This is a genomic window from Acidimicrobiia bacterium (genome assembly GCA_041393965.1).
Taxonomy (GTDB): Bacteria; Actinomycetota; Acidimicrobiia; order Spongiisociales; family UBA5794; genus UBA5794.
In genome coordinates, this window is record JAWKJB010000001.1 from 20,515 (window position 1) to 34,478 (window position 13,964).

Consider the following 13,964-nt stretch of genomic DNA (forward strand, 5'->3'; position numbering starts at 1 on the left):
GACAGTCTTTGCGTAGGCGGGAATGTGGGGGTGCGGCTCGGCCGCACCCCCACTGTCCCTAGTCGATTGCTACGCCTCCCAGCACGGAGCCGTGAAGTCGAAGTCACGGGCGGCGTCGGAGATGAAGAAGTCCTTCTCCAGCAACGATCCGGTCGTGGCGTCGTCTTGGCTCAGCGTCTGGGCAGCACCGCCTGCGGCCGTGTAGGTCGCAAGGTCCGGATTGAAGATCGCGAGACTACGCAGCACATAGTCGTTCGGCTCTCCCTTCCAGGACTGGTTCGGCTGCGAACCACCGAAGTCAACATCCTCGAGCGAGTTCATCGCCGTGAGAATGCCTTCGGGGCTCAGGTCCATGTTGGCGATCGCGTCTGCGAGCACCTGATGGGCGACCTTCGCCTCATTCCAGCCGATGATGAAGGCGTCGCTCGGGCGACGATCCGGATACGCGTCGCGCATCGCGGCCATCATCTCGTCGTTGCCAGGGGCATCGAATCCCCAACCGACGTTGTACGCCGACTGGTAGTACACCGTGTCGAAGATCGGCGCAGCCGGCGAGTCGAGCAGCGCAGCATTGTAGGTCGGGCCTGAACCCGTGAACATGCCGGTGTAACCCGCACCCACGGCGCCAGCGACGATCTCGGCACCCGTACCGGGGTTGGTGGTCAGGATCGTCCAGTCCGCACCGGAGCCGACGATGGCCTGGATGACCTCGGTCTGGTCCTGTCCCGGAATGACCGCAGCCTCGCCGTCGTAGACGAGTTCGAGGCCGTAGTAGTCAACACCCAGCCGGACACCCGCTGCGGCGTCTCCGCCGTAGTCACCGGGGAATCCGGCGAGGGCGATCTTCTCGGCACCCATCTCGGCTGCGAACGCAACGAGGTTCATCGACTCGATGCAGTAGTTCGTGTTCTGCTCGAGCGTGACATCGGAGTCGAACGCCGGGATGGCCCAACCGGAATACCAGCTCAGCGGAATCAGCGGGATTTGGTCCTCGATGAGGATCGGGAGTGAGGCGACCGTCGTCGGTGAACCCGTCGACAGGGTGATCATCGCAACCTCGTCGCGAAGCTCCTCGAGTTTCTCGAGATGCTGCTCGACATTGTAGTTGGTGTCCTTCACCTCAACATTGACCGTCCATCCGTCGATACCGCCAGCGGCGTTGAGGTTGTCCCAGTAGACGACCTGCGCATCGGTGATGTCGGTTGTCAGACCCGCGAACGCGCCCGTCAGGTCGGACAGCAGCCCGATCGTGATGGTCTTGTTCTCAAGGTCGATTCCACGGCCACCCACCATCTCGGCGGGCGGTTCTGAGGTCGTCGTCGTCGTGTCGCCGCCTCCCGCTGTTGTTGTGGTTGCCGCTGGCGGTGCCGTCGTCGTCGTGTCATCGCTGTCGGAGCTGCAGGCAGCAGCCACAAGTGCGAGCACGAAGACGACGATGAGCCAGCTGTATCGCTTTCTCATATGGGTTGTCTCCTTCTTATTTGCTTGTCGGTTCCCCCCGGCGCGCACACGCCGCAAGGGAAGATCGATGTTTGTTTGCTTGTCGGTTTCCCCGCCCGAGGGCGCGCACACGCCACCGGAGAGGAGAAAAACGGAAGAGTCGTCAGTAGGTGAATGGCCACCCCTTCCAGTAGTTTCGGATCCTGATCCAGATTCCGTACAGGCCGAGCGGCTCGGCGATCAGGAAGACCACGATGAGGACACCGAACAGGACGATGTTGAGCTGGGGGACGCTGAGTCCCGGACCGGCGGCATCAGGATACGACACGATCCCGATGAGGTCGTCCGGGCTTGACCGCACAATGAGGGCCCCGAGCCACGACAGCGGTCCGCCCTCCTGGGCTTGGGTCGCAAGGAAACCCGTCGCGTTCTCGACGATCCGGGGGGACAGCACAACGAAGAAAGTTCCAAGCATGGTCCCAGCGACCGTCCCCGCACCGCCGATGAGGATGATGGCGATGAACTCGACCGACAAGAAGATATCCCAGCTCTCGGGAATGATCCGCCCGACGACGGACCCGAAGAGCGCCCCCGCAATACCCGCGTAGAACGATGAGATGCCGAACGCCTGCGTCTTGGCCTTCGCGTCGGCGACACCCATGACCTCCGCGGCGATGTCGCGGTCCCTGATCGCCGCCCACGAGCGCCCGATACGGGTCCGTGAGAGGTTCTTGGCGAACAACGCGAACACCACGACAGCCGCCATGAGAAAGAAGAAGGTCTTGGCTTCGCCCGACATCTCCTCGATGTGGACCCACGGCAGCAGGTTGATCGGTCGCAGGAACCACCACAAGGGTCCGTCGGAGGTGAACGAGATGAGTGGGTCCATGTTCCGCCACAGGGAGAACTCAAGTTCGGGCCACGGGCGGCCCGTGCCCGACTGACCGGCAATCTTCGTGAGGTTTCGCCACAGGTACAGCCCGATGAAGACGAGCCCGAGTGTCACGAACGCCAAGTAGAGGCCACGGACACGCACCGCGGTGGGCGCGACGAAGACGCCAACGAGGGCCGCCACGATCCCTGCCATGGGAAGCCAGATCCAGATCGGGAGCCCGAGTCCCCATACGAGACGGCCCGACTCCCCGCCGAGGACCACCGCCGTGTAGGCCCCGACCGCCATGAAGAACGCATGTCCGAGGGAAACCTGCCCTGCGACACCGGTGAGGAGGTTGATTCCGAGGGCGCCGACCGCAAAGACAAGCGCCCGATTGATCACGATGAGCCACGACGAATCCCCGACATAGCCGAAAAACGGAAGTGCAGCCAGCGGCGCAAGCACCGCAATGATCGCAAGCAGCGCGACCGAAACACGCTTGGTCGTCGTCGGGAACAGCCCCATCTCGGTCTGATACCGGGTATAGAGGTTCGGTCTGCCTCTCATACGCGTCGGATCTCCTCGGTCCCGAACAGCCCGTACGGCCTGACCACCAGCACGAGCATCATCGCAAGCCACGGAACGATCCCGGAGAATCCCGTCCCGAGCCATGAAATGGAAGTGAGGTAGGTTCCGGCAAACACCTCAGCAACCCCGACGATCAGACCGCCCACGACCGCGCCAACGACCGAGTCGAGTCCGCCGATGATCACCGCAGGGAACGCCCGGAATGCGATCAGGGCCGTAAAGGGCCCAACACCGGCTCCTCCCCTTGCTCCAACCGAAGCGAAAATCCCGCCGAGGGCGGCGAGGGCGGCACCGATCGCCCACGCGATCGCGAAGACCCTTCCAACGGAGATCCCTTGCGCCATTGCCGCTTCCTGGTCGAACGCGGTGGCACGGACCGCGACCCCCGTCCGGGACCGGAAGAAGAGCGCAAGGAGCACGACAACGACGAAGGTCACGATGATCGTTGCGATCTCGGCCTCACCGATCCTCAGCGGCCCGAGCTCGATGACCGAGATCCCCCACGGATCACCGAGCCCCGCCGTCGTGTTGTTCAGGAAGTCGTTGGTGATGGTCCTGATGATGAGATCGAGACCGAGGGTGATCATGGCCACGGCGAAGAGCGGCTCCCCGATCATGGGTCTGATGGTGATGCGTTCGATGACCATGCCGATCACGGCCGTCAGGAGCACGGCGACCAGCGCGGAGAGTGTCCATTGGAGCCAGTGCGGGAACCCGGTCACCCACCGACCGGGGATGTTCACGGTCACGGCGAAATAGGACACGAGATAGGCGCCGAGCGCCGCAATGGCGCCGTGGGCGAAGTTGACGACCTGCGTTGCCTTGAAGATGATCACGAAGCCGAGTGCAAGGAGCGCGTAGATCGCTCCGAGTGCGATGCCGGACCCAAGGGCGTTGACGAACTTATCGAAGCCGCCCTGGGTCGCAGCTTGTGCGATCACCCCGATTGTCATCACGAGTACATCGACTCCACAAGGTCGCCAAACATGTCTTCCATGGCGCTGCGCTTGAGCTTCTGGGTGGCCGTCAACTCGCCGTCCTCGTGGTCGAGCTCCTTGGGGATCATCCGGAACTTCTTGATTTGCTCGACCCGTGCAAACTTGGCGTTGGTCTTGTCGACAACGCCCTGGATCAACTCAATGACCTCTGGCTTCTCAGCGAGGTCCCGATAGGTCGTGTAAGGGATCTGTTGCCGGAGCGCCCAGTCGCCTACGACATCGTATTCGATGCCGATCAGGGCGGTCACATACTTGCGGCCATCGCCGATCACCATCGCCTCTTTGATGAACGGCGAAGTCTTGAGGCTGTTCTCGATCTCGGAAGGCGAGATGTTCTTGCCGCCGGAGGTGATGATGATGTGCTTGATGCGGTCGACGATCTTGACATGGGTTCCGTCGACCCACATGCCGACATCACCGGTCTTGAGCCAGCCGTCGTCGGTGAAAGTCTCCTTCGTTGCTTCCGGCTTGTTCCAGTACCCGACGAACGAGGCGTCGCTCTTGGTCTGGATCTCGCCCGTTTCCTCATCGATGCGGAAGCCCGTACCTTCATATGGCTCACCGACGGTGCCGACCTTCACCCGGCCATGGAGGTTCGTGGTCGCCAACGCCGTGTTCTCCGTCATGCCGTACAGCTCGTACACCGGGATCCCGAGGCCCATGAAGAACTCGAGCACTTCGGGGGCGATCGGAGCCGCGCCCGACGACGCATAGCGGCAGTGACGCAGGCCGATGCGTTCGCGAAGGGACCGGAAGAAGAGCGGGTTCCCGATCCAATAGGCAAGCCGCGACCCGAAGGTGAAGTCACCGTTGTTGGCGACCCTGCTGCTCCCGATGTAGGACGCGAGCTTCAGGCCGAAGCTGCTGACGAGACGCTTGAGGATGGTGGCATCCTGGAGCCTGATCAGCACCCCTGCGTGGATGCGCTCCCAGATGCGGGGGACCGCGAAGAAGATGGTCGGCTGCACCTCCCGCAGGTTCACCTGCACGGTCTCGATCGACTCGGCGAAGTTCAGAACCGGGCCGTTGTGGGCCATCGACCAGGTCGAGAAGAGACGCTCGGCCACATGGCACAGCGGGAGGTAGGTCAGCTTCTCGTCGCTGGTGTTCTCCCCCGCACCCGCAAACCGGCCGGGATCATTCAGGACATGGTGGACCGCGGTCTCGATGTTGCGGTGGGTCAACATCACGCCCTTCGGCGGTCCCGTCGTCCCCGAGGTGTAGATGAGCGTGAGAAGGTCGTCGGGCTGTGCCTGTTCCATGAGCCGCTCGACCGCACCGGGATGCGCCTCCCTGTGGTCGGTGCCGAGCGCCATGAAGTCGTCCCAGAACATGAGGCGTCCGTCGGCCATGGTGCGCACGCCGCGTGGTTCGACATAGATGATCCGCTCCACGGTCGGGAAGGCGTCAGGGCCGGCGTCGACGATCTTGTCGACCTGTTCCTGGTCCTCAGCGAAGTGGACCTTCGATCCTGCGTCGTTCACGAGGTACCGGGTCTCGGCCATCGGATTCGTCGGATACAGGCCGGTGCTGACGGCCCCGATGGCAGCCGTTGCGAAGTCGAAGATGATCCATTCGGGGCGGTCCTCCGAGTGGATCGAGGTGACATCGCCTTGTTCGACACCGAGGGCGAGCAGTCCGTGGGCCGCGGTGAGGACCTCGTCCCACACCTGTGCCGAGGTGCGTTCCTGCCAGATGCCGAAGTCCTTGTCCCGCATCGCGATGCGGTCCGGGGTACGCATCGCCCAGTCCCGGACCCGCCAGGCGACGGTCGGAAAGGCGTCGCTGAGGTCAGGGGCACCCGCTTGTTCGAGTGTCGTGGTCATGTCTCACACCTCCACCGGTGGTTTGGACATGAGGAACATAATCGAAAGTTATCCCGGATGCACGATGAATCCCAGTTTCTGACTTAGGAATTATCTGGGTGTGGCTCCGTGCGAACGCCGATCACCCGAAATCGGCCCGTGACAAAGGCTGGATCGGTGAGTGAGGCGTTTCCGGCAGCGTTCGCCCCTGTGACATGGAAGTCGGAATAGGCAGCGGACTGGTTGACGAACAGGCCCCCGGTGAGGTTGAAAGCGACCGAGACGCCTGCATCCACCGCCGCGTCGATGATCGCATCGATCGCTTCGGGATCCGTCGCATACGCAAGCCAGGTGATGGCGCCGGCCTTCTTCGCCGCCTCGGTCGCGAGCTCGATGCTTTCGTCCCGCGATGCGGTCCTGACGACGAAGATGATCGGCCCGAACATCTCACTCATGTAGGTGTCGCGGTCGGACCCCTCGACGGCAACGATCGTAGGGGTGCGCACAGTTGCGTCAGGGAAATCCGGGTTCGCCACCCGCCGTGAGGTGGCAAGGACCGTTCCTGCGGCTTCCGCGGCTGCGATGCGTTCGAGGGTTGCGGTCCCCTTGATCGCGCCGAGCATGCCTGCGGCCCGTGCCTCGTCACCGAGGAGGCCGTCGATGGCCGCGACGAACCCTTCGACGACCTCGTCGTAGGAGACCACACCGTCTTTGGTTGGGACACCTTCGGCGGGGACGAAGAGGTTCTGGGGTGTGGTGCACATCTGCCCCGAGTACATCGTCATCGACACGCTCAGGTTCCGGAATACGCCTCTGAGGTCGTCTGCCGAGTCGACGATGACGGAGTTCACACCCGCCTTTTCCGTGTACACCTCGGCGTGGTGGACATTGGCCTCGAGCCAGTCGCCGAAGGCCGAACCGCCCGTGTAGTCCACGATGCCGACCTCGGGACGCATCACGAGGTCGGTCGCGACGAGTTTACCCTGCTCGTCGACGATCATCTGGACGATGTTCGGGTCAAGGCCCTTCTCTTCGAGGACCGTGCGCGCCGCGCGGACGAGGAGGGCAAGCGGCAGGATCGTTGCCTGATGAGGCTTGATGATCACCGGATTGCCCGTGACGAGACTCGCAAAGATGCCGGGATATCCGTTCCATGTCGGAAAAGTCGACACCCCGATCGTCACCGCGACGCCCCTCGGCTTGATGATCCACTCCTTGTCGATCACGAGCGGGCGATGCGATCCCCTCGGCTTCTCCCACCTGAGAGAGGCGGGGAGGCGAGCCTGCTCGCGGTAGGCGTAGGCGATCGCTTCGAGCGCACGATCGAGCGCGTGCGGTCCACCCGCCTGGAATGCCATCAGGAAGCTCTGGCCGGTCGTGTGCATGACGGCGTGGGCCATCGTGAAGTTCGCATCCGAGAGGCGATCGAGGATCTCGAGACACACCTCGGCGCGTTCGTCAGGGGTGGTGCGGCGCCACGAATCCAGTGCGGTGGTTGCATCCGCGATGACGCGGTCAACGGTTGTGGCGGGGTACGAGATCCCGAGTGCGAGCCCATACGGGGACACCTCGTCGACCGAAACGAACCCGTCGTGTGCCTGTCCGGTTTCGAAGGCGGTCCCGAGCAGGGCGTTGAACTCGGCTTCGCCCGCGGCCGGTGCGTCGTCGCCGTACGCCTTCGGATGTTCAGGGAAGGCGCTCCAGTAGGTGCGTTCGTCGATGGCTCTGAGGGCGCGGTGGAGAGTGTCGGTGTGGCTCACATCGGTGGCTGGCACAGCGGTCCTTTCGGAGGGTGGCCTCCACGATACCGATCCCTGCGCACGAGATCGGGGGTGGTACACGATGTGGCGTTCACGCGTACCCAGGGTTCCCGTTCAACTAAAAGGTCAACTCTGGCCCACAGAACGGGGGGTTCTCGGGCCGTTCGCTACGGGTGGGTTCTGTGGGTGGGTGAGAACACTTGTGTTGAACGGGAACCCTGGGTACGCGTGATCGGGCAGGGGAAACGGGTTAGGGGATTGGGACGCCGCGGGCTTCGTCGACATCGTACGAAACGGTGACGGATTGCTCGAGGGTGCCAAGGGTGCGCCAGGATCCGCCCGTGCTGTAGGAGCCCTCCCAGGTGAAGGTGGCAGTGATCGGGTAGCGGTCCAGGGTTGGATGACACAGGCCACCCGACGGATGGTTGGCTCGGTAGTGCGCCGAACAGGTCTTGAGGAGGTAGGTGTGGGTGACCGCACCCTCGGGATACGGCAGGGCGGTCGACGGTAGGTAGGCGAGGGTGGTGCCGTCGCCCCAGGCGATGGACAGCTGCCGAACATCGGCCCTGACTCGGAGGGTTCGCCCGTCGGGCAGACGCTCCGAGTGCTCGATGCGGTCCGGTACCGGGGTGGAGAGGTAGGTGGGGAGGCCGGTGATACCCGCGGCGGCGGGTTGGAGCGACGGGGTAGGGGGATCGAGGTCCCACGAGCGAAACACCTCCCAGGCGACGGTCCACGGGTCGACCGACGGGCGAGGCGGACACATCGGGAGGGTGGTCGTGATCGCGATGATCGCCGAGTCGTTCCGACCGAACGCCGAGTCGATGCCACCCGGTGTAGCCGACCAGTAGTAGCAGTCACCAACTGGGGCCCGCGTCGTCGTGTAGAGATACCGCAACCCGTCGCCGTAGTGCGTCGTCGAGGTCGACGATGACCCGCCACCACCCGTCTCGTGGCAAACCACGCGGCCTCTGGCAGCGTCGAACCAACAGGTATCACTAGCCGTACCTCCGGTCGGACTCAGAGCAACGAAGAGGGTGAGCCCTAAAGCGACAATGGATGCGGTCCGTCGCATCGCCACCCCTCTCCAACCCAGCTGAACCCCCAACCTTCGGGCCCGAACTCGAGCACATACTCCGTTGTGGTGGCTCCCCCGCCAGCGGTTGCGGCGCTCAGATCAACCGTCGCGAGAACCGCAAGACATTGGTCGCTGTCAAGGAGAATGTCGTCGATAGAAACCTCGACGGCTTCGACATCGATGACCTTGACAAGATCCAGGACCACGAGGCTCTCTTCCAGATACTGCTGGTTCGAATGCACCGCCCGAAAGGCGTCCTCATCCTGGTCGAGTATCGCCTGAAGCCGGCGGCGCTCGAGGTCTTCGAAGATGGCCGTGATCTCGGCGATACGGTCCGCCACGGTTGTCGTCGGCGCCATGGTCGTGGTGGTCACCACAACTGATCCGGGATTGATGGATGAGGTGGTCGCTGCGATGGTGGTGCTGGTGATCGTTGTGCCGATGGGTTCGGCCGTGCAGGAGGCCAGGACCGCAACGGCGGCGACCAGCACGAATCTGACCCGGAACGACATGTCCCTTCCAAGATACGGAATGACAACGATCGGACAAGACCCTCCTAGCGGATCATTTCCCGACCTCGGTTCGGTCCGCTCCGGATTCCTTCGATTCCCGCCGCGAAACCTGACGATTCCGGGCCGGAATGGGGCGAATCTGTCACACGCCGCTGATACGTTGGAACCATGCTGAACATGCAGGAACACCACATCTGGGATGGGCCCGACGACCCTCCGGAGGAGGAACCGGACCACGAAGCCCTCGAATACGGCCCAACCGATTGGGGGTGTACTCCCATCCCCACCGCGATCGAAGACGCAGAGCCGGGCCGTCGACTCGCGAACCTGCTCGCAGGAATCGATGCCTCAACCCTGTCCGAGTACGACCAGATCACGATCATCCAGGCCAAGCGGCGAATGGTCAACCACTGGACCGCACAAGTGCTCGCCGATATCGCGGAGTTCATCGACACGAGCGTGCGCAACCGTCACCACACCACCGTGCACGGCGCGACCGTCGATGCCGGAGCCGAGGTCGGTGTCACCCTCCAGCTCACTCGCATCGCCGCAGCCGCAAGGTCGCCTTGGCCCTCGACCTTCGCCACCGTCTTCCCACGGTGTATGACCTGATGCTCGCTGGACGAATCGACGAACGGCGGGCACAAGCAATGGCGAATGCAACGATGCACCTCTCCGACGAAAGGGCGCGGCGCATCATCGACGAGATCATCGACGACGCACCTCGCCTCACCACCGGACAACTATCCGCCCGTATCCGCAAGCTATGCATCACCGCCGACCCCGAAGACGCCCTCGACCGCTACGAGGCCGCGCTCTCACACCGCCGCCTGACCATGACGCCGACGCTCGACGGGACCGCCGACCTCCCAGCGAAGGACCTGCCACCGGACCTCGTTGCATCCGCAACCAGGCGCATCGACGCTCTCGCCCGATCACTTCGTCGCAACAACGACACCCGGACCATGGACCAGCTGCGAGCCGATGTGTTCCTCGATCTCCTCAACGGAACGAGCGAAGAGACGATTGGGCGAGGGGTCATCGACATCCGCGTGGATCTCGACACGCTCGTCGAACTCAACAACAATCCCGGAGATCTCGGCGGATACGGTCCACTTGTCGCCGACATCGCCCGTCAAACGGCGGCCCAGTATCCCGAGTCTGAACACCGCTTCCTCGTCAAGAACGAGACCGGAAGACCAGTCGCCGTCGGGATCGCCGAACCCTCGGGCAAGGCAAGGCCCCACGACTCCATCAACGGCTCGACTGACGACTCCCCGCCGAGGGGGGCCAAGCGGAGGCGGTCACTGTCCAAACGAGAACGAAGCATCGTCCAAGTACTCCGCCCCACCTGCGTCTTCCCCGGCTGCCGAGTGCCAGCCACCATCTCAGATGTGGACCACATCGTCGAGTTTGCCCAATACGGTCCGACGGAAATCGACAACAGCGCGCCCCTGTGCCGGTTTCACAATGTCGTCAAGCAATCTGGATGGTCATACCAACCTCTCGATGACGGACGCATCCGATGGGTGACCCCATCGGGCCATCCGGTCATGACCGACCCGGACCCATAGCTCCAGCCCACCATGAGGCAACCACCATGTGCCGACCAACCACATGCCAGATGGTCCCGCCCCCTCCAGTCATGGATAGTCGATATGCTCGGTACGGACCCAAGGAGTTGGATCCATGTTCTCTCGACATGTCGCATGGACCCGCGGCGCCGGTTGCCTCGACTTGGCCACAGCTCTCAGTGACGGACCGCCCATCGCAGTTGACGGTGACCTCCGGGCCGTGTGCATCAAGGAACGAATCGAGTATCTGGTCTGTCGCAAACTCACCAGCTTCGACCTGGTCTCGACCATCGTCCCCCACGAAGTGGATCTTCATCGTGTCGACCAGATAACTGCCGCGGTAGCGGACGGACCGCATTCCCCGCTCGCCGTCACCGTTGCAGCCCGGCTCGGTGAAGTCCTCTCGGTCCCGGTCACAGTCGCTACCGCGTACCACACGCGTGAGGACGAGACTTCGGCCGTCGCACGGCTCGCCCAACTCGCCGAACCACACAGGGGCAAGATCACCCAGAAGCCGATCCCGGCAGACAGCGCAACCGCGATCGTGGACATCCTCACACCCACCTCGCTGCTCGTCATCGGAGCGCCCGGCGGATCATGGTTCCAACGCCAGCTGTACGGTCCCGGGCACCGTCTGGTCGTCGGCGCGCCAGGGGGCGCCGTCCTGGTCCGCTCACAGGAGACAAAGTGCTTCCACAAGGCCGAGGATCCGGCCGCGGTCGCCGTCGGACCCGACCTCACGATCACCGATGCCAGCCGGATCATCGCCAACCCCGTGGTACCGGTCACCGATGAGGGCCGCCTGATCGGCATCGTCCGGCAATCCACACTCTCGCGATCCGGCAACCATCGCACGGTAGGCGACTTGATGGAGCCGCCGATCGCCGTCAACGCAACCGAGCCCCTCTCAGCGGCATCCGAACTCGCCGAGTTCCTCGATGGCGCTCCGATACCGATCATTGACGACAACCACACGCTGATCGGCGTTGTGCGCCTGCCGTGAACGCCACCACAGCCCGGTAGGCTGATTCGGGAGACACACATGCCCGAAGCATTCATCATCGACACCATCCGAACCCCGATTGGACGATTCGGGGGCGCCTTGTCGGCCGTCCGGCCCGACGACCTCGCCTCGCAGGTGATCCGCGATGTGGTCGAACGCGTCGAGATCCCTCCGGACCGCTACGACGACATCTACTTCGGTGCAGCAAACCAGGCGGGTGAGGACAACCGCAATGTCGCCCGGATGGCCGCCCTCCTCGCAGGAATGCCCGTCACCGTCCCCGGAGCAACGATCAACCGGCTGTGCGGTTCAGGCATGGAAGCCATCGGTCTCGCAGCACGCGCCATCAAGACCAACGAGGCCGACCTCCTCATCGCTGGAGGCGTCGAATCCATGAGCCGCGCACCGAAGGTCCTCGCCAAGGCGACAACGGCCTTCGACAGGGCGAACGACATCCACGACACCACCATCGGGTGGCGATTCGTCAACCCGAGGATGCGCGAGCGGTTCGGCGTGGACGAAATGCCCGGAACGGCCGAGAATGTCGCCAAGGAATTCGACATCAGCCGTGCCGATCAGGATGCATTCGCCTACCGCAGCCAGGCACGGGCCGAGATCGCCATCAAGGACGGCATCCTCGCAGAAGAAATCACCGCCGTGTCGGTCAAGCAGCGCCGCGGAGACCCCATCACCGTCGACACCGACGAACACCCGAGGCCCGGAACCACCCTCGACAAGCTCGCAGCGCTCCGACCCATCTTCGAGGGCGGAACCGTCACCGCGGGAAACGCCTCCGGCATCAACGACGGCGCGGCCGCGGCGGTGATCGCATCCGAACCCATCGTCGATGAATACGGGCTGACCCCGCTGGCACGCATCATGTCAATGGCGACCGCAGGCGTCCCACCCCGAATCATGGGCATCGGGCCGGTCCCCGCCACCAACAAGCTCCTCGACCGTACCGGCATCGCGCTCGCCGACATCACCAACATCGAACTGAACGAAGCGTTCGCAGCCCAAGGCCTCGCATGTCTACGACAACTCGGGATCCCCGACGACGCCGAACATGTCAACCCGAACGGTGGGGCAATCGCACTCGGCCACCCGCTCGGCATGACCGGCGCCCGCCTCGTCACCACTGCCGCACGGGAACTCCAGCGACGCAACGGACGCTACGCCCTCGCAACAATGTGTATAGGCGTCGGGCAAGGCATCTCGATGCTGATCGAACGGCCCTAGCCGATTGGAACCGAGTCGGGACGACCTCACCGCCCTGACCGACAACCCTGCGGCGTTTCTCAGACACGACAACGCCACCCTTCGGCGCATGGCTGTTTCGTCGTTGGCGCCGTCGGATGTGTCCACCCACCTCGACACACTCCACGCGCTCGCCAAGGACCCCGATCCGCCGGTCAGAACAGCCACAGCCGATCAACTCGGACACGGTGATCACACGGCGATCCCCATCCTCGCCGACCTTGGGCGCGACACCGAGGCGTCGGTTCGAGAAGCTGTCGCTACGGCATACGGTCAGCTCGGAGACCGCACGACGCTGCCATGGCTCCAAACTGCCGCGACCGCAGACGACGACCGCCTGGTGCGGGAGGCGGCAACCGCAGCCATCGGCGCGATCGGCGACCCCTCGGGTCTCGAGACGCTCCTCGGCCTCATCAAGGAAGCACCGCCACAGGTGCGCCGGAGGGCGATCGCAGCCGTCACGGTCTTCGACGACCCGCGCATCGAACCCGCCCTGAGGCGTGCAGCGCTCGACCGCAACCCATCGGTCCGCGAAGCCGCCGAAATGGTCGTCGGGAGGCAGATCTCAGCGATGCCCCGCGAGACGCAACCCTGACCCGCGATGACCCGTGATCAGGAATGCTCGATGTCCTCACGGACCCATTCGGCGCCACCCGGCCAGTGCTCTTTCTTCCAGATCGGCACGCTCCGTTTGAGTTCGTCGATGACGAACTGACCGGCCGGAAACGCGTCGGCGCGGTGCGCGGTCGACACCGCCACCATCACGGCAGGCTCCCCAACGGTGAGGGAGCCCGTTCGGTGGACCGCGGCGATCCGGATGACGGGCCAGCGGTGGACCGCCAACTCGACGATCTCGCGCATCTTGTCCACCACCACCTCGTCGTACGCCTCGTACTGAAGGTGGGTCACGCCCTCCCTGCCATGGGAATGGTCACGCACCGTGCCAGCGAAAAGGACCGTTGCCCCCGATGCAGGGTCAGTGACAAACTCGAGGATGCTCGCCGCGTCGATCGGGTCAGGAGTCACATCGACGAGGATGGCCTCGTGGGAAGCTAGACCGGACCGATTCATACAC

The 13,964-nt window shown here is 63.8% G+C and carries 13 protein-coding genes; 5 read left to right on the forward strand and 8 right to left on the reverse strand.

Going from position 1 to position 13,964, the window contains the following annotated elements; all coding sequences use genetic code 11:
- Nucleotides 1-69: 69 nt before the first annotated feature.
- The 7 genes from R2823_00115 to R2823_00145 all read right to left on the reverse strand — a co-directional run bounded on the left by R2823_00115 (nt 70) and on the right by R2823_00145 (nt 9,055).
- The gene (locus R2823_00115) at nt 70-1,461 is read right to left on the reverse strand and encodes an ABC transporter substrate-binding protein (protein MEZ5174598.1); all 1,392 of its coding nucleotides are present in this window, start codon (nt 1,459-1,461) and stop codon (nt 70-72) included.
- 142 nt (nt 1,462-1,603) lie between these two features.
- Entirely contained in the window at nt 1,604-2,881 is a 1,278-nt protein-coding gene (locus R2823_00120) for a branched-chain amino acid ABC transporter permease (protein ID MEZ5174599.1), read from the reverse strand.
- Nucleotides 2,878-3,855: a branched-chain amino acid ABC transporter permease gene (locus R2823_00125; protein MEZ5174600.1), complete on the reverse strand. Its 978-nt coding sequence runs from the start codon at nt 3,853-3,855 to the stop codon at nt 2,878-2,880. Before R2823_00125 ends, R2823_00120 begins: the two co-directional genes overlap by 4 nt.
- A complete protein-coding gene (locus tag R2823_00130) occupies nt 3,855-5,726 on the reverse strand; it encodes an AMP-binding protein (GenBank protein MEZ5174601.1) in 1,872 nt (623 codons plus the stop codon). The genes R2823_00125 and R2823_00130 overlap by 1 nt, the downstream gene beginning before the upstream one ends.
- 83 nt (nt 5,727-5,809) lie before the next feature.
- On the reverse strand, nt 5,810-7,480 hold the full coding sequence (paaN, locus tag R2823_00135) for a phenylacetic acid degradation protein PaaN (protein MEZ5174602.1): 1,671 nt from the start codon (nt 7,478-7,480) through the stop codon (nt 5,810-5,812).
- A gap of 235 nt (nt 7,481-7,715) precedes the next feature.
- The gene (locus R2823_00140; GenBank protein ID MEZ5174603.1) at nt 7,716-8,429 is read right to left on the reverse strand and encodes a hypothetical protein; all 714 of its coding nucleotides are present in this window, start codon (nt 8,427-8,429) and stop codon (nt 7,716-7,718) included.
- An 80-nt stretch (nt 8,430-8,509) separates the two neighbouring features.
- The gene (locus R2823_00145; protein ID MEZ5174604.1) at nt 8,510-9,055 is read right to left on the reverse strand and encodes a hypothetical protein; all 546 of its coding nucleotides are present in this window, start codon (nt 9,053-9,055) and stop codon (nt 8,510-8,512) included.
- A gap of 168 nt (nt 9,056-9,223) precedes the next feature.
- On the opposite strand from R2823_00145, the gene R2823_00150 reads away from it, so the two are divergent.
- From R2823_00150 to R2823_00170, 5 genes are all read left to right on the forward strand, one after another.
- A complete protein-coding gene (locus tag R2823_00150; protein MEZ5174605.1) occupies nt 9,224-9,667 on the forward strand; it encodes a hypothetical protein in 444 nt (147 codons plus the stop codon).
- Complete coding sequence (locus R2823_00155) at nt 9,622-10,629, forward strand: DUF222 domain-containing protein (GenBank protein MEZ5174606.1); 1,008 nt, start codon at nt 9,622-9,624, stop codon at nt 10,627-10,629. Before R2823_00150 ends, R2823_00155 begins: the two co-directional genes overlap by 46 nt.
- Before the next feature lie 115 nt (nt 10,630-10,744).
- Nucleotides 10,745-11,632, forward strand: coding sequence for a CBS domain-containing protein (locus R2823_00160; GenBank protein ID MEZ5174607.1), 888 nt, complete (start codon nt 10,745-10,747; stop codon nt 11,630-11,632).
- A 39-nt stretch (nt 11,633-11,671) separates the two neighbouring features.
- Entirely contained in the window at nt 11,672-12,871 is a 1,200-nt protein-coding gene (gene pcaF, locus R2823_00165; GenBank protein ID MEZ5174608.1) for a 3-oxoadipyl-CoA thiolase, read from the forward strand.
- 4 nt (nt 12,872-12,875) lie between these two features.
- Nucleotides 12,876-13,484, forward strand: coding sequence for a HEAT repeat domain-containing protein (locus R2823_00170; protein ID MEZ5174609.1), 609 nt, complete (start codon nt 12,876-12,878; stop codon nt 13,482-13,484).
- A gap of 17 nt (nt 13,485-13,501) precedes the next feature.
- Here R2823_00170 and R2823_00175 read toward each other — a convergent pair whose 3' ends face one another.
- On the reverse strand, nt 13,502-13,960 hold the full coding sequence (locus tag R2823_00175; GenBank protein ID MEZ5174610.1) for a molybdenum cofactor biosynthesis protein MoaE: 459 nt from the start codon (nt 13,958-13,960) through the stop codon (nt 13,502-13,504).
- Nucleotides 13,961-13,964: the final 4 nt, after the last annotated feature.

What these genes read in the sequence shown, in the direction of transcription:
- R2823_00115 (MEZ5174598.1), bottom strand. Translation starts at nt 1,461, where the DNA reads ATGAGAAAGCGATACAGCTGGCTCATCGTCGTCTTCGTGCTCGCACTT.
- R2823_00120 (MEZ5174599.1), bottom strand. Translation starts at nt 2,881, where the DNA reads ATGAGAGGCAGACCGAACCTCTATACCCGGTATCAGACCGAGATGGGG.
- R2823_00125 (MEZ5174600.1), bottom strand. Translation starts at nt 3,855, where the DNA reads ATGACAATCGGGGTGATCGCACAAGCTGCGACCCAGGGCGGCTTCGAT.
- R2823_00130 (MEZ5174601.1), bottom strand. Translation starts at nt 5,726, where the DNA reads ATGACCACGACACTCGAACAAGCGGGTGCCCCTGACCTCAGCGACGCC.
- R2823_00145 (MEZ5174604.1), bottom strand. Translation starts at nt 9,055, where the DNA reads ATGTCGTTCCGGGTCAGATTCGTGCTGGTCGCCGCCGTTGCGGTCCTG.
- R2823_00150 (MEZ5174605.1), top strand. Translation starts at nt 9,224, where the DNA reads ATGCTGAACATGCAGGAACACCACATCTGGGATGGGCCCGACGACCCT.
- R2823_00160 (MEZ5174607.1), top strand. Translation starts at nt 10,745, where the DNA reads ATGTTCTCTCGACATGTCGCATGGACCCGCGGCGCCGGTTGCCTCGAC.
- pcaF (MEZ5174608.1), top strand. Translation starts at nt 11,672, where the DNA reads ATGCCCGAAGCATTCATCATCGACACCATCCGAACCCCGATTGGACGA.
- R2823_00175 (MEZ5174610.1), bottom strand. Translation starts at nt 13,960, where the DNA reads ATGAATCGGTCCGGTCTAGCTTCCCACGAGGCCATCCTCGTCGATGTG.